Annotated in this window: 17 protein-coding genes; 2 read left to right on the forward strand and 15 right to left on the reverse strand. The window is 71.1% G+C overall.

Going from position 1 to position 19,825, the window contains the following annotated elements:
- The first annotated feature begins 36 nt into the window (after positions 1-36).
- On the forward strand, positions 37-1,266 hold the full coding sequence (locus ACFV6X_RS31865; protein WP_385389562.1) for a DUF349 domain-containing protein: 1,230 nt from the start codon (positions 37-39) through the stop codon (positions 1,264-1,266).
- An 86-nt stretch (positions 1,267-1,352) separates the two neighbouring features.
- On the opposite strand, the gene ACFV6X_RS31870 is transcribed toward ACFV6X_RS31865, so the two are convergent.
- The 15 genes from ACFV6X_RS31870 to pgsA form a co-directional block, all read right to left on the reverse strand.
- Positions 1,353-3,884 (reverse strand): RelA/SpoT family protein, encoded by a 2,532-nt coding sequence (locus tag ACFV6X_RS31870; RefSeq protein WP_385389563.1) that lies wholly within the window; start codon positions 3,882-3,884, stop codon positions 1,353-1,355.
- A 777-nt stretch (positions 3,885-4,661) separates the two neighbouring features.
- Positions 4,662-5,201 (reverse strand): adenine phosphoribosyltransferase, encoded by a 540-nt coding sequence (locus tag ACFV6X_RS31875; protein ID WP_385389565.1) that lies wholly within the window; start codon positions 5,199-5,201, stop codon positions 4,662-4,664.
- A complete protein-coding gene (secF, locus tag ACFV6X_RS31880; protein ID WP_385389567.1) occupies positions 5,198-6,313 on the reverse strand; it encodes a protein translocase subunit SecF in 1,116 nt (371 codons plus the stop codon). The genes ACFV6X_RS31875 and secF overlap by 4 nt, the downstream gene beginning before the upstream one ends.
- 1 nt (position 6,314) lies before the next feature.
- Complete coding sequence (gene secD, locus ACFV6X_RS31885; protein WP_385389569.1) at positions 6,315-8,120, reverse strand: protein translocase subunit SecD; 1,806 nt, start codon at positions 8,118-8,120, stop codon at positions 6,315-6,317.
- 130 nt (positions 8,121-8,250) lie between these two features.
- On the reverse strand, positions 8,251-8,742 hold the full coding sequence (gene yajC / locus ACFV6X_RS31890) for a preprotein translocase subunit YajC (RefSeq protein WP_385389572.1): 492 nt from the start codon (positions 8,740-8,742) through the stop codon (positions 8,251-8,253).
- A 162-nt stretch (positions 8,743-8,904) separates the two neighbouring features.
- A complete protein-coding gene (gene ruvB, locus ACFV6X_RS31895) occupies positions 8,905-9,975 on the reverse strand; it encodes a Holliday junction branch migration DNA helicase RuvB (protein ID WP_385389574.1) in 1,071 nt (356 codons plus the stop codon).
- Positions 9,976-10,109: 134 nt separating this feature from the next.
- Entirely contained in the window at positions 10,110-10,715 is a 606-nt protein-coding gene (ruvA, locus tag ACFV6X_RS31900) for a Holliday junction branch migration protein RuvA (RefSeq protein ID WP_385389576.1), read from the reverse strand.
- On the reverse strand, positions 10,712-11,257 hold the full coding sequence (gene ruvC / locus ACFV6X_RS31905; RefSeq protein ID WP_385389577.1) for a crossover junction endodeoxyribonuclease RuvC: 546 nt from the start codon (positions 11,255-11,257) through the stop codon (positions 10,712-10,714). Before ruvC ends, ruvA begins: the two co-directional genes overlap by 4 nt.
- Positions 11,258-11,397: 140 nt before the next feature.
- Positions 11,398-12,150: a YebC/PmpR family DNA-binding transcriptional regulator gene (locus ACFV6X_RS31910; protein WP_365449005.1), complete on the reverse strand. Its 753-nt coding sequence runs from the start codon at positions 12,148-12,150 to the stop codon at positions 11,398-11,400.
- Between the two features lie 49 nt (positions 12,151-12,199).
- A complete protein-coding gene (pdxT, locus tag ACFV6X_RS31915) occupies positions 12,200-12,808 on the reverse strand; it encodes a pyridoxal 5'-phosphate synthase glutaminase subunit PdxT (RefSeq protein WP_385389579.1) in 609 nt (202 codons plus the stop codon).
- Between the two features lie 13 nt (positions 12,809-12,821).
- Positions 12,822-13,745, reverse strand: a complete 924-nt coding sequence (gene pdxS, locus ACFV6X_RS31920; protein ID WP_365449001.1) for a pyridoxal 5'-phosphate synthase lyase subunit PdxS — start codon at positions 13,743-13,745, stop codon at positions 12,822-12,824.
- A gap of 114 nt (positions 13,746-13,859) precedes the next feature.
- Positions 13,860-14,402, reverse strand: a complete 543-nt coding sequence (locus ACFV6X_RS31925) for a hypothetical protein (RefSeq protein WP_385389580.1) — start codon at positions 14,400-14,402, stop codon at positions 13,860-13,862.
- 40 nt (positions 14,403-14,442) lie between these two features.
- Positions 14,443-15,606, reverse strand: a complete 1,164-nt coding sequence (locus ACFV6X_RS31930) for a glycosyltransferase family 4 protein (protein ID WP_385389582.1) — start codon at positions 15,604-15,606, stop codon at positions 14,443-14,445.
- Entirely contained in the window at positions 15,603-16,541 is a 939-nt protein-coding gene (locus ACFV6X_RS31935; protein WP_385389584.1) for a phosphatidylinositol mannoside acyltransferase, read from the reverse strand. The genes ACFV6X_RS31930 and ACFV6X_RS31935 overlap by 4 nt, the downstream gene beginning before the upstream one ends.
- A complete protein-coding gene (gene pgsA, locus ACFV6X_RS31940; RefSeq protein ID WP_385389585.1) occupies positions 16,538-17,221 on the reverse strand; it encodes a phosphatidylinositol phosphate synthase in 684 nt (227 codons plus the stop codon). Before pgsA ends, ACFV6X_RS31935 begins: the two co-directional genes overlap by 4 nt.
- Positions 17,222-17,504: 283 nt before the next feature.
- On the opposite strand from pgsA, the gene ACFV6X_RS31945 reads away from it, so the two are divergent.
- Positions 17,505-19,703: an elongation factor G-like protein EF-G2 gene (locus ACFV6X_RS31945; protein WP_385389586.1), complete on the forward strand. Its 2,199-nt coding sequence runs from the start codon at positions 17,505-17,507 to the stop codon at positions 19,701-19,703.
- Positions 19,704-19,825: the final 122 nt, after the last annotated feature.

Here is a 19,825-nt window from a genome sequence, read left to right on the forward strand (position 1 = left end):
TGAGGCCCCCCGCAGGCATCATGTGGAGGAGGCGCTGTGAGCAGCGACCCGTGGGGCCGCGTCGACGAGACGGGGACCGTGTACGTGCGTACGGCCGACGGCGAGCAGGTCGTCGGTTCCTGGCAGGCCGGCTCCCCCGAGGAAGCGTTGGCCTACTTCGAGCGCAAGTACGAGGGCCTGGTTGTCGAGATCGGCCTCCTCGAGAAGCGAGTGAAGACCACCGACCTGTCGGCGAAGGACGCGACGGCGGCCGTCGACCATCTGCGCGAGCAGATCGACGCTCACCACGCCGTCGGTGATCTGGACGCGCTGCGGACCCGGCTGGACAAGCTCGTGCAGACCGTCGAGGCGCGCCGCGAGGAGCGCAAGGCGCAGCGGGCGCGGCAGACCGACGAGGCCCGGCACTCCAAGGAGGCGCTGGTCGCCGAGGCGGAGGAACTGGCCCAGTCCGACCAGTGGCGGGCGGCCGGTGAGCGGCTGCGGGCCCTGGTGGACACCTGGAAGGGACTGCCGCGGCTGGACCGCAAGTCGGACGACGAGCTGTGGCACCGCTTCTCGCACGCCAGGTCGGCGTTCTCCAAGCGTCGCAAGGCGCACTTCGCCCAGCTGGACGCGCAGCGCGAGGACGCCCGCAAGACCAAGGAGCGGCTGGTCGCCGAGGCCGAGGGGCTGTCGGCCTCGACGGACTGGGGTCCGACGGCCGCGCGCTACCGCGACCTGATGACGGAGTGGAAGGCGGCGGGCCGCGCCCAGCGCGAGCACGAGGACGACCTCTGGAACCGCTTCCGCGGCGCCCAGGACGTCTTCTTCGCCGCCCGCAGCTCGGTCTTCGCCGAGCGGGACGCGGAGCAGTCGGAGAACCTCAAGCTCAAGGAGGAGCTGGCCGAGGAGGCCGAGAAGATCCTCCCGGTCACCGATCTGAAGACCGCGCGGGCCGCCTTCCGCTCGGTGAACGAGCGCTGGGAGGCCATCGGCCATGTGCCGCGCGACGCCCGGCCGAAGGTCGAGGGCCGGATGCACGCCGTGGAGCGGGCCATCCAGGAGGCCGAGGAGGCCGAGTGGCGCCGGACGAACCCGGAGGCACGCGCGCGTGCCGAGGGTCTGACCGGCCAGCTCCAGGCGGCGGTCGACAAACTCCAGAAGCAGATCGAGCAGGCGCGCACCCAGGGCAACAACGCCAAGGCCGACAAGCTGGAGCGTGAGCTGGAGGGCCGCCAGGCGCTCCTGGACCAGGCCCTGAAGGGCCTTCAGGAGTTCGGCGGCTGACGAACGCACACCGAGGCAGCGGGCCCCGTACCGAGGTACGGGGCCCGTTCTCGTGTGCGGGGCCGCCTACGCCCGGTGCGCGCCCCTTACGCCCTGGTGCGCGCCGACGTCACCCGGTACACGTCGTAGACGCCCTCGACGCCCCGGACCGCCTTCAGCACATGGCCGAGGTGCTTCGGGTCGCCCATCTCGAAGGTGAAGCGCGAGGTGGCGACGCGGTCGCGGGAGGTCTGGACGGCCGCGGAGAGGATGTTGACGTGCTGATCGGACAGCACGCGCGTGACGTCGGAGAGGAGCCGGGAGCGGTCGAGGGCCTCGACCTGGATGGCGACCAGGAAGACCGAGGACTGGGTGGGCGCCCACTCGACCTCGAGGATGCGCTCGGGCTCACGGGACAGTGACTCCACGTTGACACAGTCGCTGCGGTGAACCGATACACCACTACCGCGCGTGACGAAGCCGATGATCGGGTCACCGGGGACGGGCGTACAGCAGCGGGCCAGCTTGACCCACACGTCGTCGACGCCCTTGACGACCACGCCCGGGTCGGCGCTGGACCGGCGCTTGCGGCTGCGTCCGCGTGCCGGCGGCACGCTCTCGTCGATCTCCTCGGTGGCCGCCTCCTCGCCGCCGAAAGCCTGGACGAGCTTTTGCACCACGTTCTGCGCGGAGACGTGGCCCTCGCCGATCGCCGCGTACAGCGCGGAGATGTCCGGGTAGCGCATCTCGTGCGCCAGGGTCACCAGAGAGTCGCCGGTGAGGATGCGCTGGATCGGCAGGTTCTGCTTGCGCATCGCGCGGACGATGGCGTCCTTGCCCTGCTCGATCGCCTCGTCGCGGCGCTCCTTGGAGAACCACGCCCGGATCTTGTTGCGGGCGCGCGGCGACTTCACGAAGCCGAGCCAGTCGCGGGACGGGCCCGCGCCCGCCGACTTGGAGGTGAAGACCTCCACCAGGTCGCCGTTGTCCAGCGTGGATTCGAGCGGTACGAGACGGCCGTTGACCCGCGCCCCTATGGTGCGGTGACCGACCTCGGTGTGCACGGCGTACGCGAAGTCCACGGGGGTGGCACCCGCCGGAAGCGCTATGACGTCGCCCTTGGGGGTGAAGACGAAGACCTCGTTGCGGGAGAGGTCGAAGCGCAGGGACTCCAGGAACTCGCTGGGGTCCTCGGTCTCCTTCTGCCAGTCGAGGAGCTGCCGCAGCCACGCCATGTCGTTGATGGCGTCCTTGTCCTTGCCGGACGCCTTGGGCACGTCGGTACGCACCTTGGAGGTGCCGGCGACGGCCTCCTGCTTGTACTTCCAGTGGGCGGCGATGCCGTACTCGGCGCGGCGGTGCATGTCGAACGTCCGGATCTGGAGTTCGACCGGCTTGCCGTTGGGGCCGATCACCGTCGTGTGCAGCGACTGGTACATGTTGAACTTGGGCATCGCGATGTAGTCCTTGAACCGGCCGGGGACCGGGTTCCATCGCGCGTGCACCGTGCCGAGGGCCGCGTAGCAGTCGCGGACGGTGTCCACGAGGACGCGGATGCCCACCAGGTCGTAGATCTCCGCGAAGTCACGGCCGCGGACGATCATCTTCTGGTAGACGCTGTAGTAGTGCTTCGGGCGGCCGGTGACCGTCGCCTTGATGCGGGCGGAACGCAGGTCCTGCTGGACCTCGTCGGTCACTATGGCCAGGTACTCGTCACGCTTCGGTGCCCGCTCGGCCACCAGCCGTACGATCTCGTCGTACATCTTGGGATAGAGGATCGCGAACGCGAGGTCCTCCAGTTCCCACTTGATGGTGTTCATGCCGAGGCGGTGGGCGAGCGGCGCGTAGATCTCCAGGGTCTCGCGCGCCTTCTTCTCCTGCTTCTCGCGCTTGAGGTAACGCATGGTGCGCATGTTGTGCAGGCGGTCGGCGAGCTTGATGACCAGGACGCGCGGGTCCTTGGCCATGGCCACGACCATCTTGCGCACGGTCTCGGCCTGCGCGGCCTCGCCGAACTTGACCTTGTCCAGCTTGGTGACACCGTCCACGAGCAGGGCGACCACGTCGCCGAAGTCGCGGCGCAGGTCCTCCAGCCCGTACTCGGTGTCCTCGACGGTGTCGTGCAGCAGGCCCGCCATGAGGGTGGCCGGATCCATGCCGAGCTCGGCGAGGATCGTGGTCACGGCGAGGGGGTGCGTGATGTACGGATCGCCGCTCTTGCGCTTCTGGCCGCGGTGCCAGCGCTCGGCTACCTGGTAGGCCTTCTCGATCTGGCGCAGCGTCGACGTCTCGATCTTCGGGTCGTTGCTGCGGACTATCCGGAGCAGGGGCTCCAGAACCGGGTTGTACGGGTTGGCGCGCTGGACACCGAGGCGGGCCAGGCGGGCCCGGACGCGGTTGGAGGAGCCGGAGCGGGGCGTCTGGGGCGTCGCGGCGGGACGGATCGGGGCCGTGGAGGCGGGGCGCTCGGGAGCGGCCGGTTTGGGACGCGCCTGCTCGGCGCCCTTCGCGACAGGCGCGGACTGGGCGTGCTCGACCGACCCGCGAGCGTCGTTCTTCGGGTGCTGCGCGGGCTGGGCCGCCTGCTCCGAAGCGCGCTCGGGCTTGGCGGCGGTCAGGTGCTGGGCCTCGTCTGGCAAGAGGGCTCCTCGTGCGCGATCCGGGTCCCCCGGTCAGGCTCCGGAGACCCCATGGTAGCGAGCCTGAGCTCCAGGATCGCCTTCAGGCCGATGTGAGGGCCGTGTACCCAGGGAACGCCAACCCCGGCCACCGGATTCCTCCGGCCTCCTGTCAACGGTGTCACACAGCTCGCGCGGGGGCGGCCAGGGCGTTACGGGGGCTTGCGTGCCGGGGGGCTGGCCGGGGGTGCTGGGGGCCCGGGAGCTCGCGTGGGCGCCGGGGAAACGGTCCCTTCGGGCGAAGGGCCGGATGCCGGCGCGGTACCGGCGGCCGAGCCCGCGCCGTGGGACGCGAGCGGGTGGTCGTGCCGGAGGCGGAGCCCGGTGACCGGGCGGAACGCCGATGAGCTGCCGGAGCGCGGTGACCCTGGCGGAGCGCCGATGAGCTGCCGGAGCGCGGTGACCCTGGCGGAGCGCCGGTGAGCTGCCGGAGCGCGGTGACCGGGCGGAGCGCCCGTGAGCTGGCGGAGAGCCGGTGACCGGGCGGAGCGCCGGTGAGCTGCCGGAGCGCGGTGACCCTGGCGGAGGGCAGTGACCTGGCGGAGGGCCGTGACCGGGCGGAGCGCCGGTGAGCTGGCGGAGCGCAGTGACCCGGCGGAGGGCCGTGACCGGGCGGAGGGCCGTGACCGGGCGGAGCGCCGGTGAGCTGGCGGAGCGCGGTGAGCTGGTGCAGGGCGAAGCAGCAGAGGCGCCCCTCCAGGTGCGGGGCGCCTCCAGGGCATGCGGGGCCGGGGTCGGTCAGACCGTGAGCAGAGCCTCCAGCGGCGCTCCGGCCAGGGCCGGCTCCAGACGGGCGCGGCCGTTCAGGAAGGCCAGTTCCATCAGGACGGCAACGCCCGCGATCTGGGCACCGGCGCGGCGGATGAGCTCCACGGAGGCCTCCGCCGTGCCGCCGGTCGCGAGGACGTCGTCGACGACCAGGACACGGTCGCCGTCGTTCAGGTCCTCGGCGTGCACCTCGATCTCGGCCGAGCCGTACTCCAGGTCGTACGCCTGGCGCAGCGTCGCTCCGGGGAGCTTGCCCGCCTTGCGTACGGGGATGAAGCCGACGCCGGCCCGCACCGCGACCGGGGCGCCGAGGATGAAGCCGCGGGCCTCCAGACCGACCACCTTGGTGGCGCCGGTGCGCTCCACGATCTCGGCCAGTGCGTCCGTCAGCGCCGTGAACGCCGCCGGGTCCGCCAGGAGCGGGGTGATGTCCTTGAACATCACGCCCGGCTCCGGGTAGTCGGCCACGTCACGGATGCGGCTGAGCAGCAGCTCCCTGATGTCGGTCATCGGCGCTTCCCCGAGGGCCGGCCACGTCCGCGCGTACGGGACGCGGGCTGGTTGCGCGGGCCGACCACCGCGTGAGCGGCGTCGTCCGGCTCGTCGCCGAACGGCTCGCCCGCGTCGTCGGCGGCCGACGTCTCCCCCGGGTCGGCGCCCTGCGCCCGCTTGGCGAGGACCCGCTTGCGCAGCGCCTTCAGCTTCGGCTCGCGCTCCTTGAGGTCGGCGACGAGCGGCGTGGCGATGAAGATCGAGGAGTACGCACCGGCCGCCAGGCCGACGAACAGCGACAGCGAGATGTCGTTGAGCATGCCGGCACCGAGCACGCCGCCACCGATGAACAGCAGGCCCGCCACCGGCAGCAGAGCGACCACCGTGGTGTTGATCGACCGGACCAGGGTGCTGTTGATCGACCGGTTGGCGATGTCGCTGTAGGTCCAGCGGGTCTGTTTGGTGATGTCCTTCGTCTGTTCCTTGAGGCTGTCGAAGACGACCACCGTGTCGTACAGCGAATAACCGAGGATCGTCAGCAGACCGATCACCGTGCCCGGTGTGACCTCGAAGCCCACGAGGGCGTAGATGCCGACCGTGATGGTGATGTCGTGGATCAGCGCGACGAACGCCGCGACCGCCATCCGCCACTCGAAGGCGATCGCCAGGTAGATCACCACCAGCACCAGGAAGATCCCCAGGCCCTGCCAGGCCTTGTTGGCGATCTGCTCACCCCAGCTGGGGCCGACCAGTTCGGCGTTGATCTTCTCGGCGTCGACCTTCATGTCGTCGGCCAGCGCCTGGTTGATCCGGTCCGCCTGGGCGGTGTCGATGCCCGCGATCTGGATGCGCAGGCTGCCGTTGCCGAGCTGCTGGACGATCGCGTCGTGCCCGGAGGCCGCCTCCGCGTACTCCTCGGCCTGGGTGACCGAGACGGACGTCTTCGGGGTGGTGAAGACGGCACCGCCCTGGAACTCGATGCCCATGTTCAGGCCCCGCACCGCCAGGCCGACGATGGCCGTGATGGTGATCAGGATCGAGATGCCGTACCAGATCTTGCGGTTGCCGACGAAGTCGTAGCTGACCTCGCCGCGGTGCAGTCGGGCACCGAGGTTGCCGAGCTTCGACATCTCAGGCCTCCTTCGTTTCGACGGGGCCTGCGGGATGCGAGGGACGGCGGGTGCGGCGCAGCGGTGGCCGCGCGCCCAGACGCTTGGGGTCGAGACCGGACCACGGGTGACCGTTCGCGAAGAACTTCCGGCGGGCCATGAGCGTCAGCAGCGGCTTGGTGAAGAGGAAGACGACCACGACGTCGAGCACGGTGGTCAGGCCGAGCGTGAACGCGAAGCCCTGCACCTTGCCGACGGTGACGATGAACAGCACCGCCGCGGCCAGGAACGACACGAAGTCGGAGACCAGGATGGTGCGCCGGGCACGCGGCCAGGCGCGCTCGACGGCGGGACGCAGCGAGCGGCCCTCGCGGATCTCGTCCCGGACTCGTTCGAAGTACACGATGAACGAGTCCGCCGTGATGCCGATGGCGACGATGGCACCGCAGACGGCCGGCAGGTTCAGCGCGAAGCCGATGGCCGGGCCGAGCAGCGCCATGAGCGTGTACGTGAGCGCCGCGGACACCAGCAGCGACAGGAGGGCGATGAACGACAGGCCCCGGTAGTAGACGAGCAGGTAGAGCACGACCAGGGCGAGGCCGATGGCGCCCGCGATCAGGCCGGCCTCGAGCTGGTCGCCGCCGAGCGCCGCGGTCACCGTGGTGACGCTGTCCTCGCGGAAGGTCAGCGGCAGCGCGCCGTACGACAGCATGTTGGCGAGGCCCTGGGCCTCCTCCTGCGTGAAACTGCCGGAGATCTCGGCGTTGCCGCCGGTGATCGACTGGCTCACGTACGGGCTGGAGACGACCTCGCCGTCGAGGACGATGCCGAACTGGTTCTGCGGCGACTGGTTCTGCGCGAGCTTGCCGGTGATGTCGGCGAACTTCTTGGCACCGGCGGAGGTGAAGTCCATCTGGACCTTCCAGCCGGCGCCGCTCTGGGTGTCGTAGACGGCCTGGGCGTCGTCGACCTCGGTGCCGTCGACGCCGGCCGGGCCGAGCAGGTACTTGTACCAGACGCCCTGGATCTCGCCGCAGCCCACGGTGGCGTCGGTGGGCTTGGCGCCTTCACCGGTGCTGGCGCGGACCGACTGCTTGCTGCAGTCGAGCGCCGCGTACTGCGCCTGGAGCTTGCTGTCGTCGCCGGTGGCGCCGCCGCTCGCCGACGGGGTGGGGCTGGGCGCCCCGGAGCCGGACGCCGAGGGGCTGGGGTCGTCCTTCAGCGCGTCCGTGACGGCGCGGCCCTGGGTGGTGGCGCCGTCCGAGGGGGTCCCGCTCTGACTCGCGGAGTCCGACGGCGAGGGGCTCTCCGAGCCGGTGGCCTTCTCCGGGTCGGTGGCCTTGTCCGGGTCGGTCGCCTTGTCCGAGCCGGGGGACGGGGAGGCGCTGGGCGAGGGGGGGTTCTGCGGGGCTGTGCCGCCGGAGGGCTCGGTGGCCAGGACCGGGCGGAAGTAGAGCTTGGCGGTGGTGCCGACCTGTTCCCGGGCCTGCTGCGAGTTGGTGCCCTTGGGAATGTTGACGATGATGTTGCGATCGCCCTGCGTCTGGACCTCGGCCTCCGAGACACCCAGACCGTTGACGCGGCGCTCCATGATCTCGACCGCGGTGTTCATGTTGGTCGGGTTGATCGCGGCCTCGTTGCCGTCCTCGGCGACTGCCCCGAGCGTGATGCTCGTACCACCGGCCAGGTCGATGCCGAGACGCGGAGTGGTGTGTCCGGAGACGAACATTCCCCCGGTGAGCGCCACGAGGGCGATCAGAATCAGGGCCAGCGAGCGCCATGGCTTGCTCTGGGCGCTCGAGCTCCGGCCCTTTTTAGGTGCTGCCACCTTCTCGTACTCCCTCTCGGGCCGCCTCACTCCGGGTCAGCGGGCGGACGGCCATGACATGGTGTCGGGATCCCGTGCGGGTTGCGCCTGTCCCGGGCACCCGAGCCCGGCCCGCGCACTCCGGGACTGACTACTTCGCGTCGGCGTCGCCGTCGGTCTTCTTCGGCACTTCGTCCTGCTTCGCCTCGGCGGCGTCGGCGGGCTCCTCGTCCACGTCCTTCTTGCCGAGGTCGACGGACTTCTCGTCGGCGGGGGCGGCCTCGACGGGCTCGTCGTCCTTGGTGAGGGAGGAGGCGTCGTCCGGGACGGTGTCCGCGTCGTCCTTCAGGTCGTGCTCGATGCCGTGCACGATGCGGTTGTACTCGTCGTCGGTGAGCACCGCGCCGATGGAGTTCTTGGCGAAGAGGAGGTCGACGCCCGGGCCGGCGTCGAGGAGGACCGTGTCCTCGTTGACCTCCTTGACCGTTGCGTACATGCCCCCGATGGTGCGGACTCCGGAACCGGGCTGCACCTGGTTCCGCATGTCGACGGCGGCCTGCTGCTTCTTCTTCGCCGAGCGGGTCATAAGGATCATGGCCCCGATCAGCACGATGAACGGGAGGAGGGTCACGAGGCTATTCACGGGACGATTTCCTTCGCACGACCGCGCAGGTGGGCGGCCTGTTGGATGGGGGTATGTCAGCCGCCGAGGAAGGCGGCATCGGCGGAGTCTAAGCGAGTCCGCGCGCATGGAACAACGCTCAGCATGGCACCGGGGTTCCTGCTGCGGCCAATGCGCTCGCCGTCACGCCCCGAACAGGTCCTGTTGTCCGGTTCCCGCCGTGCCCTGGCCGGGCGGAGTGAGGCCGAGATGCGCCCAGGCCGCGGGGGTGGCGACCCGGCCGCGCGGAGTCCGGGCGAGCAGACCCTCCCGCACGAGGAACGGCTCGGCGACCTCCTCGACGGTCTCGCGCTCCTCCCCCACCGCCACGGCGAGCGTGGACAGGCCGACCGGTCCGCCGCCGAACAGCTTCAGCAGCGCTTCGAGCACGGAGCGGTCGAGGCGGTCGAGGCCGCGGGGATCGACCTCGTACACCTGCAACGCCGCGCCCGCGATCTCGCGCGTGATGATCCCGTCGGCCTTGACCTGCGCGTAGTCCCGCACGCGGCGCAGCAGCCGGTTGGCGATCCGGGGCGTGCCACGGGAGCGGCCGGCGATCTCGGCGGCGCCGTCGGTGTCGATCTCGACGTCCAGCAGGTTCGCCGAGCGGTGGATGACGCGCTCCAGCTCAACCGGCTCGTAGAACTCCATGTGGGCGGTGAAGCCGAAGCGGTCGCGCAGCGGGGGCGGCAGCAGGCCCGCGCGCGTGGTGGCGCCGACCAGGGTGAACGGGGGCAGCTCCAGGGGGATCGCGGTGGCGCCGGGGCCCTTGCCGACGATGACGTCGACGCGGAAGTCCTCCATCGCCATGTACAGCATCTCCTCGGCGGGCCGGGACATGCGGTGGATCTCGTCGAGGAAGAGGACCTCGCCCTCCTGGAGGGAGGAGAGGATCGCGGCCAGGTCGCCCGCGTGCTGGATGGCGGGGCCCGACGTGATGCGGATCGGGGCGCCCATCTCGGCCGCGATGATCATGGAGAGAGTGGTCTTGCCGAGGCCGGGGGCGCCGGAGAGCAGCACGTGGTCGGCGGTGGCGCCCCGCGCGCGTGCGGCGCGCAGGACGAGGTCGAGTTGCTCGCGGACCTTCTCCTGGCCGATGAACTCGCCCAGGTCCTTGGGGCGCAGCGCGGCCTCGACGGCCTGGTCCTCACGGTCGGCGACAGGGCCCACCAGCCGCTCGGTGTCGGCGGGGTCGGTCGGGTCGTCCCAGTTCATGTGCGTGGGCCTCGGGTGCGTTCGCGGTCGGATGGGTCGTACGAGGAGGTGGGCGCCGCTCTTCGGGCGGTCTCAGCCGGTGCGGCGGGCGGCTCGCGTCCGCCGCCGTCCCGTGCCGTGCGCGGCGCCGCGCGTCATCGGGCTCTGTTGAGTGTCTGCAGGGCCGCCTTCAGCAGCTGACCCACCTGGGGCGTGCCCTCGGCGGCCTCCGCCTGGGGTGCGACCGCGGCGACCGCCTCGTCGGCCTCCCGGGTCGCGTACCCCAGGCCGATCAGGGCGGCGTGCAGCTGGTCGCGCCAGCCGGTGCTGACCGGCGAGCCGACCGCGGGGGCGCCGATCGGCTCGCCCAGGCGGTCCTTCAGCTCCAGCAGCAGCTTCTGGGCGCCCTTCTTGCCGATGCCGGGGACGGCGGTGAGTGTCTTCTCGTCGCCGGTCGCGACGGCGCGGCGCAGGACGTCGGGCGTGTGCACGGCGAGCATGGCCTGGGCGAGCCGGGGGCCCACTCCGCTCGCGGTCTGGAGCAGCTCGAAGACCTGGCGCTCGTCGTCGTCCACGAAGCCGTAGAGGGTGAGCGAGTCCTCCCGTACGACAAGGGAGGTGGCGAGCTTGGCGGGCCGACCCAGGCGGAGTGTGGACAGCGTGTTGGGCGTGCACTGGACGGCCATGCCGACGCCGCCGACCTCGACCACCGCGGCGTCGGGTGCGAGTGCGGCGACCGTGCCACTGACGAAGGCGATCATGCCGTGCGGCCTTTCGATGCGGTGGTTCTTGCGGTGTGCTGGGCGACGGCATGCTGAAGGCGGTTCTGCGCGGGGGCACGCCAGATGTGGCAGATGGCGAGTGCCAGTGCGTCGGCGGCGTCGGCCGGCTTCGGCGGGGCGTCGAGCCGCAGCAGCCGGGTGACCATGGCACCGACCTGAGCCTTGTCGGCGCGGCCGGAGCCGGTGACGGCGGCCTTCACCTCGCTGGGGGTGTGCAGGGCGACGGGGATGCCACGGCGGGCCGCGCAGAGCATCGCGACGGCGCTGGCCTGGGCGGTGCCCATCACCGTGCGTACGTTGTGCTGGCTGAACACCCGCTCCACGGCGACGAATTCGGGCCGGTGCTCGTCGAGCCACTTCTCGATGCCCTGCTCGACGGCCACCAGGCGGTGCCCCAGGTCGGCGTCCGCCGGCGTGCGGACGACGCCGACGCCCAGCAGGTTGAGGGGACGTCCGGGAACCCCCTCCACGACGCCGACACCGCACCGGGTCAGTCCCGGGTCCACACCCAGTACGCGCACCCGCCCCTCCTTCGCTCTCCCCAGCTGCCGCTGCGCTGGTACCCCCAGTTCGTGCAGGCTATCGGGTGCCGCCGACAACGCGACGGGCCGACGGGGTGTGTCCCGTCGGCCCGTGGAGCACGCTGGAGCCCGCGGCGGTGTTACGCGTCGACCTTCTCCATGATCTCGTCGCTCACGTCGAAGTTGGCGAAGACGTTCTGCACGTCGTCGCTGTCCTCCAGCGCGTCGATCAGCTTGAAGATCTTCTTCGCGCCCTCCTCGTCCAGCTCGACCTGCATGGTCGGGACGAAGTTGGCCTCGGCGGAGTCGTAGTCGATCCCGGCGTCCTGCAGGGCCGTGCGGACCGCGACCAGGTCGGTGGCCTCGCTGAGCACCTCGAAGGACTCACCGAGGTCGTTGACCTCCTCGGCGCCCGCGTCGAGCACGGCGCCCAGGACGTCGTCCTCACCGAGCTCGCCCTTGGGGACGATGACGACACCCTTGCGGTGGAACAGGTACGACACGGAGCCGGGGTCGGCCATGGAACCGCCGTTGCGGGTCATCGCGACACGGACGTCGGAGGCGGCGCGGTTGCGGTTGTCGGTGAGGCACTCGATGAGGACCGCGACACCGTTGGGGCCGTAGCCCTCGTACATGATCGTCTCGTAGTCGGCGCCACCGGCCTCAAGGCCACCGCCGCGCTTGATCGCGGAGTCGATGTTCTTGTTCGGGACCGACTGCTTCTTGGCCTTCTGCACGGCGTCGTAGAGGGTCGGGTTGCCCTCCAGGTCGACGCCGCCCATGCGCGCAGCGACCTCGATGTTCTTGATCAGCTTCGCGAAGAGCTTGCCGCGCTTGGCATCGATCACGGCCTTCTTGTGCTTCGTCGTGGCCCATTTAGAGTGGCCGGACATCTGCCTGTCTCCTTCGCGTAACCCATCTCTGCAACGAACGCCAGAGATCCTACAAGGACTCCGCTGTGCGGGTCGCGCGCACCATGTCGACGAACAGGCTGTGCACGCGGTGGTCGCCGGTCAGTTCCGGGTGGAACGACGTGGCGAGCGCGTTGCCCTGGCGGACCGCGACGATGTGGCCGTCGTGCTCGGCCAGCACCTCGACCCGGGCGCCGACGGACTCGACCCAGGGGGCGCGGATGAAGACACCCTCCACAGGATCTCCCGTGACGCCCGCGACGTCGACCCCGGCCTCGAAGGACTCGTTCTGCCGTCCGAAGGCGTTGCGGCGCACGATCATGTCGATGCCGCCGATCGTCTCCTGGCCCGAGCGCGGGTCGAGGATCTTGTCGGCCAGCATGATCATGCCCGCGCACGTGCCGTAGACGGGCAGGCCGTCCCGCACGCGCGCACGGAGGGGCTCCATCACGCCGAACAGGTTGGCCAGCTTGGAGATGGTGGTGGACTCGCCGCCGGGGATCACCAGGCCGTCGATCTCGTCGAACTCCTCGGGGCGCCTGACCGGCCTGGCCACGGCGTCGGCCGCGGCCAGGGCGATGAGGTGCTCCCGTACGTCGCCCTGGAGGGCCAGGACGCCTATGACGGGGGTGTTGCTCATGGGATGCAGTGCCTTACCAGCCGCGGTTCGCGTAGCGCTCGGTCTCGGGGAGGGTGTCGCAGTTGATGCCGACCATGGCCTCGCCGAGGTTGCGGGACGCGTCCGCGATGATCTTCGGGTCGTCGAAGAAGGTGGTCGCCTTCACGATGGCGGCGGCGCGCTTGGCCGGGTCGCCGGACTTGAAGATGCCGGAGCCGACGAAGACGCCCTCGGCGCCGAGCTGGCGCATCAGCGCGGCGTCGGCGGGGGTCGCCACACCGCCGGCGGAGAACAGCACGACCGGGAGCTTGCCGAGCTCGGCGACCTCCTGGACCAGCTCGTACGGAGCGCGCAGATCCTTGGCGGCGGCGTACAGCTCGTTGTTGTCGTAGCCGCGCAGTCGGGCGATCTCGTTCTTGATCTGGCGCAGGTGGCGGACCGCCTCGACGACGTTGCCGGTGCCGGCCTCGCCCTTGGAGCGGATCATGGCCGCGCCCTCGGCGATGCGGCGCAGGGCCTCACCGAGGTTGGTGGCGCCGCAGACGAAGGGGGTCGTGAAGGCCCACTTGTCGGAGTGGTTGACCTCGTCGGCGGGGGTGAGCACCTCGGACTCGTCGATGTAGTCGACGCCGAGGGACTGCAGGACCTGGGCCTCGACGAAGTGGCCGATGCGGGACTTGGCCATGACCGGGATCGAGACGGCGTCGATGATGCCTTCGATCATGTCCGGGTCGGACATCCGGGCCACGCCGCCGTCCTTGCGGATGTCGGCCGGGACGCGCTCCAGGGCCATGACGGCGACGGCGCCCGCGTCCTCGGCGATCTTCGCCTGCTCCGGCGTGACGACGTCCATGATCACGCCACCCTTGAGCTGCTCGGCCATGCCGCGCTTCACGCGCGCGGTGCCGGTGGCGGCGTTGTCCTGGGACTGGGCGGGGTTGGGGAGCGTGCTGGACACGGGTGACCTCACTGACGTGAAAGAGGGTTTCTGCAAACACCGAGGAAACGGGAGGTGTGCAGGCCACAGCAAGGGCCAATGCACAGCCGGTGGATCGTTTTCCGCCACGCGGGGCTAGGCGGCCCGGTCCGCCAGGGCCGTCGGCGGCTCGTCGTCCATCTCGAAGGCCATGGGGAAGGGGGCGTGCCCGGCCAGCCGGAACCAGCGCACCTTGCGGTGCTGCCGCAGCCTGCGGGCGGCCCCCACGGCGTCGTTGTGGAAGCGGCGGGCCATCGGCACCCGCCGGACCGCCTCGGTCAGCTCGCGGGCCGCCGCCTCTCCCCCGGGCGCCTCCCGGACCGCCTCGACCTGCTGGGGGTCGGCGAACACGGCGCGCAGGGACTGGCTCAGCTCGCTCTCGGCGACCTCCCGGTGCTCCTCCTCGGACTGCCGGGCCGCGTGCGCCGCCTCGTAGAGGACGATCGAGGCCGCCGGGTCGAGCACCCCGGAGGTGGCCACCTCCTGAGCCACGGAGGCGCGGCGCAGCAGCTGTGCGTCCAGGGCGGCCCGGGTGGCGTCGATCCGGGCGTGCAGCCGGTCCAGGCGGCCCGCCGTCCAGCTCAGGTACACGCCGACGGCGAGGAGGGCGACGAGGATCCAGATCAGGGTTGCGGTCACGGGCGGAAAGGCTACCGGGGTGCTGTCCGGGCGTGATCAGTCAGTCGCGGGCCAGCCCGAACCGGCCCCACAGTCCGGCGGATCGCTCGTCGGCGGCGACCGCGGTGGTGCCGTCCGTGACCGTCTCGTAGACCGACAGGATGTCCGCGCCGACCGTCGACCAGTCGAACCGGCGGACGTGCGCGCGGCCCCGCTCCCGAAGCTCCTTGCGCCGCTCGGGGTTGCCCAGCAGCCGCAGCGCTGCCTTGGCCAGCGCGTCCGCGTCCTCGTTGGCGAACAGCTCGCCCGCTGCGCCCTGGTCGAGGACCTGGGTGAAGGCGTCCAGGTCCGAGGCCAGCACAGGGGCGCCCGCCGACATCGCCTCGACGAGGATGATCCCGAAGCTCTCGCCGCCGGTGTTGGGTGCCACGTACACGTCGACGCTGCGCAGGAAGCGGGCCTTGTCCTCGTCGCTGATCATGCCGAGGAACTCCACCCGGGAGCGCAGCTCGGCGGGGAGCGACTCCACCGCCTGCCGCTCGTCCCCGCGGCCGGCGACCAGCAGCCGCGTCTGCGGCCGCTCGGCCAGGATCCTGGGCAGCGCCCGCATCAGCACCGGCAGGCCCTTGCGGGGCTCGTCGATCCGGCCGACGAAGCCGATGGTCCCGCCCTGCCAGTCGGGATGGGGCTCGGCCTTGGCGAAGAAGTCGACGTCGACGCCGTTGGGGATCACCACGGCGTCCCCGCCGAGGTGCTCGACGAGCGTGCGGCGGGCGTATTCGCTGACCGCGATCCGGGCGCTGATCTTCTCCAGTGCCGCCTGGAGGATCGCGTAGGCGGCGATCATCGCGCGCGAGCGGGGGTTGGAGGTGTGGAACGTGGCGACGATGGGGCCCTGCGCGGCCCAGCAGGCCAGCAGGCCGAGCGACGGGGACGCCGGTTCGTGGATGTGGATCACGTCGAAGGCGCCGTCGTGCAGCCAGCGGCGTACCCGTGCCGCGGACAGGAAGCCGAAGTTCAGCCGGGCCACCGAGCCGTTGTAGGGCACCGGGACCGCGCGGCCTGCCGAGACGACGTACGGCGGGAGCGGGGTGTCGTCGTCGGCGGGGGCGAGGACGGACACCTCGTGCCCCTGGCGGATGAAGTACTCGGCCAGGTCGCGGATGTGGAACTGGACGCCGCCCGGCACGTCCCACGAGTACGGGCAGACGATGCCGATCCTCACTGGGACCCCTTCGTGGCATCCGGGGCCGCCGGACCGCCCTTGGCGGGGTCGAGGTCCTTGAGCCACAGCCGCTGCAACATGTGCCAGTCCTCCGGATGTTCGGCGATCCCCGAGGCGAAGGCGTCCGCCAGGGCCTGCGTCATGACAGACGTCTTCTCGGCCCGGGTGCCTGACTCGGGTACCTCGATCGGGGGATGCAGACGGCCCCGCATGACGGGTGAGTCGTCGTACCAGAGCGTCACCGGCATCAGCAGGGCCCCGGTCTGCTGGGCCAGCAGCGCCGGTCCGGCCGGCATCCGGGCGGTGTCGCCGAAGAAGCTGACCTCCACCCCGGAGGCCGACAGGTCACGGTCGGCGACCAGGCAGACCAGACCGCCGTCCCGCAGCCGCCGGGCCAGGGCGCCGAAGGCGGAGCCGCCGGTGTGCGGCAGGACCTCCATGCCGAGACCCGCGCGGTAGGCAACGAAGCGGTCGTAGAGCGTCTCCGGCTTCAGCCGCTCGGCGACTGTGGTGAAGCGAATACCCAGCTCGGCGGTGACCCAGGCGCCGGCCAGGTCCCAGTTGGCCAGGTGCGGCAGCGCCAGTACGACGCCCTTGCCCGCGGCCAGGCCGTCGGTCAGGTGGTGCAGGTCCTTGGGGTCGAAACCGGCCTTGACGCGCTCGGCGCTCCAGGCCGGGAGCCGGAAGGACTCCATCCAGTAGCGCAGGTACGAGCGCATGCCCGCGCGCGTGAGCTCGGCGAGCCGATCCGGGGACGCGTCGGGCACCACGCGCGCGTAGTTGGCCTCCAGCCGCAGCACACCCTTGCCGCGCTGCTTCCAGGCCAGGTCGGCCACGGAGTTCCCGAGCCGCACGGCCACCGGCTCGGGCAGCTTCTTCACCGTGCTCCAGCCGAGGCCGTACAGGGCGTCCGTCAGGCTGTCCCGAGCGCTCATTTCGCCGCCTCCCTCCCCTGAGAGGCATTGTCGGTGTTCTCCCGCTCCGCCGCCTCCGCCTCCGCGGACTCGCGGCGGACCGTGACGACCCGCTGGATCAGTGTGATCAGGCTGCCGGCGGCGACGAGCCACAGGGCGATCGGCAGCAGCACCTGGATCCCCGGCACGCCGAACGCGTGCAGGCCCGCGAGCCCGGCCGCGACCAGCGAGATCACCAGGCGTTCGGCGCGCTCCACGAGCCCGTTCACCGCGACCGGCAGGCCGATCGACTCGCCGCGCGCCTTGGTGTACGACACCACCTGGCCGCTGGCCAGGCAGAAGATCGACACGGCGCACAGCACGAGGTCGTCGCCACCACCGGCGTACCAGAGGGCGAAGCCACCGAAGATGGCGCCGTCGGCGACCCGGTCCAGGGTGGAGTCCAGGAAGGCGCCCCAGCGGCTGGAGCGGCCCAGCTGGCGGGCCATGTTCCCGTCGACGAGGTCGGAGAAGACGAAGAGGGTGATGACGACCGTGCCCCAGAAGAACTCGCCCTGGGGGTAGAAGACCAGGGCGCCCGCCATCACGCCCGCGGTGCCGATCAGCGTGACCGTGTCGGGGCTCACGCCCCGGCGGATGAGAAACGCGGCGAACGGTGTGAGGACACGCGTGAAAAATGCACGCGCGTACTTGTTCAGCATGGCCTTCCCGAGGGTCGCTGGCGCCGCGCGGCCCTGCTGGCCGTCGGCTGGCCCATCGTAGCCACGCGCGCGAGCGGGCGACCGCTCGGCACCCACGGCCGGTCGGGCGGTCGGGCCGGCGGCCCGCAACCGCCGCCGGTCGGCGGCTTCGCGTCCTCTGTATGGACGCCACGTGACGGGAGTGGAAAGCTCGAAGGATCGCGGGCGTCGCCGGAGCCGCCCAGCACGCGGGTTCCGCGTGTCCGCGCCCACAGTGACCTCACCGTGCACGGGAGGCAGAATCATGGGCGACAAGACCAATGCACACCCCGGAGCCGCCGGCAGAGCAGTGGCGGCCGACCAGCCCGCGTCCGTACGGAATGTGGTGCTGGTCGGCCACTGCGGAGCTGGAAAGACGACCTTGGTGGAGGCTCTCGCGCTGACCGCGGGGGCGGTGAACCGGGCGGGCCGCGTGGAGGACGGCGGCACCGTCTCCGACTACGACGAGATCGAGCACCGGCAACAGCGCTCGGTGCAGCTCTCCCTGGTACCCGTCGAGTGGGACGGCATCAAGATCAACCTTCTCGACACCCCCGGATACGCCGACTTCGTCGGGGAACTAAGGGCCGGTCTGCGAGCCGCGGACGCGGCCCTCTTCGTCGTCTCCGCATCGGACGGTGTGGACGGCTCGACCCGCGTGGTGTGGGAGGAGTGCGCTGCCGTCGGCATGCCGCGCGCCATCGTCGTCACGCACTTGGAGGCCGCCCGCGCGAACTTCGAGGAGATGACGCGGATCTGCGCGGAGGCCTTCGGCGCCGACGACCCCGACGCCGTGCTGCCGCTGTACCTGCCGCTGCACGGCCCGCAGGCGCCGGACGGGCACGCGCCCGTGACCGGGCTGATCGGGTTGCTGTCGCAGAAGCTGTTCGACTACTCGACGGGCGAGCGCAAGGAGTCCGAGCCGGGCGAGGACCAGCTGCCGCTGATCGAGGAGGCCCGCAACCGCCTCATCGAGGGGATCATCGCCGAGAGCGAGGACGAGACCCTCATGGACCGGTACCTGGGCGGTGAACGGATCGACGTCAAGACACTCGTGCAGGACCTGGAGCGGGCTGTCGCGCGCGGGACCTTCTTCCCCGTCCTGGCCGCGGCTCCCGCCGGCGACGGCGCCCGCCAGGGCCTCGGCACGGTCGAGCTGCTGGAGCTGGTCACCGGAGGGTTCCCGACCCCGCTGGAGCACGACCAGCCCCGGGTCACCACCATCGACGGCAGGCCGCGCGAGCTGGATCTGTGCGATCCGGACGGGCCGCTGGTCGCGGAGGTCGTGCGGACCTCGTCCGACCCGTACGTCGGCCGCGTCTCCCTCGTGCGGGTCTTCTCCGGGACGCTGCGGCCGGACGCGACCGTGCACGTCTCCGGGCACGGACTGACCGACCGGGGCCACGAGGACCACGACGTCGACGAGCGCATCGGCGCCCTGTCCACGCCGTTCGGCAAACAGCAGCGCCCCGTCTCGCACTGCGTCGCGGGCGACCTCGCCTGCGTGGCCAAGCTGAACCGCGCGGAGACCGGCGACACCCTCTCCGCCAAGGACGACCCGCTCCTGATGGAGCCCTGGGACATGCCCGATCCGCTGCTGCCGCTCGCCATCCAGGCACACAGCAAACCGGACGAGGACAAGCTCTCCCAGGGGCTGGCCCGGCTGGTCGCCGAGGATCCGACGATGCGGCTGGAGCAGAACCAGGACACCCACCAGGTGGTCCTGTGGTGCCTGGGCGAGGCACACGCCGACGTCGCGCTGGAACGGCTGCGCCGCCGGTACGGCGTCCAGGTGGACGTCGTACCGCACCGGGTCCCCCTGCGGGAGACGTTCGCGACCAAGGCGGGCGGGCGCGGCCGGCATGTGAAGCAGTCCGGCGGCCACGGGCAGTACGCCATCTGCGAGATAGAAGTGGAACCGCTGCCGGGCGGCTCGGGCATCGAGTTCGTCGACAAGGTCGTCGGCGGCGCGGTGCCGCGCCAGTTCATCCCGTCGGTCGAGAAGGGTGTCCGCGCACAGGCCGCCAAGGGCATCGCCGCGGGACACTCGCTCGTCGACGTGCGGATCACGCTGCTGGACGGCAAGGCGCACTCCGTGGACTCCTCGGACGCCGCGTTCCAGACGGCGGGCGCGCTCGCGCTGCGGGAGGCCGCGGCCGACGCGAGGATCCATCTGCTGGAGCCGGTGGCCGAGGTGAGCGTGCTGGTCGGCGACGACTACGTGGGCGCCGTGATGAGCGACCTGTCGGGGCGACGCGGCCGGGTGCTGGGCACCGAGCAGACCGCCGGCGGGCGCACCCTCGTACGGGCCGAGGTGCCCGAGATCGAGATCGGGCGGTACGCCGTCGATCTGCGCTCGCTGTCGCACGGGACCGCGCGGTTCAGCCGGCGGTACGCGCGGCACGAGCCGATGCCCCCTCAGGTCGCCGAGCGGCTGCGGAAGATGGAGCAGGACGCTTCCTAGCGGGACGCGCACGTACGTGGCTCGAGGACGGTGGTTCTCCTCCGGTTCGGCGGGCGGCTTCGGCCGTCCGCCGACGTATGTCGGCGCCTGCGGATAGGCTTTGACGACCTGATCAACAGGTG

This window comes from Streptomyces sp. NPDC059861 (genome assembly GCF_042731435.1).
In the GTDB taxonomy this organism is placed as follows: Bacteria; Actinomycetota; Actinomycetes; order Streptomycetales; family Streptomycetaceae; genus Streptomyces.

Excerpts from the sequence above, each read along its gene's own strand:
- ACFV6X_RS31875 (WP_385389565.1), bottom strand. The coding sequence starts at position 5,201 with ATGACCGACATCAGGGAGCTGCTGCTCAGCCGCATCCGTGACGTGGCC.
- secF (WP_385389567.1), bottom strand. The coding sequence starts at position 6,313 with ATGTCGAAGCTCGGCAACCTCGGTGCCCGACTGCACCGCGGCGAGGTC.
- ruvB (WP_385389574.1), bottom strand. The coding sequence starts at position 9,975 with ATGAACTGGGACGACCCGACCGACCCCGCCGACACCGAGCGGCTGGTG.
- ruvA (WP_385389576.1), bottom strand. The coding sequence starts at position 10,715 with ATGATCGCCTTCGTCAGTGGCACGGTCGCCGCACTCGCACCCGACGCC.
- ACFV6X_RS31910 (WP_365449005.1), bottom strand. The coding sequence starts at position 12,150 with ATGTCCGGCCACTCTAAATGGGCCACGACGAAGCACAAGAAGGCCGTG.
- pdxT (WP_385389579.1), bottom strand. The coding sequence starts at position 12,808 with ATGAGCAACACCCCCGTCATAGGCGTCCTGGCCCTCCAGGGCGACGTA.
- ACFV6X_RS31935 (WP_385389584.1), bottom strand. The coding sequence starts at position 16,541 with ATGAGCGCTCGGGACAGCCTGACGGACGCCCTGTACGGCCTCGGCTGG.
- pgsA (WP_385389585.1), bottom strand. The coding sequence starts at position 17,221 with ATGCTGAACAAGTACGCGCGTGCATTTTTCACGCGTGTCCTCACACCG.
- ACFV6X_RS31945 (WP_385389586.1), top strand. The coding sequence starts at position 17,505 with ATGGGCGACAAGACCAATGCACACCCCGGAGCCGCCGGCAGAGCAGTG.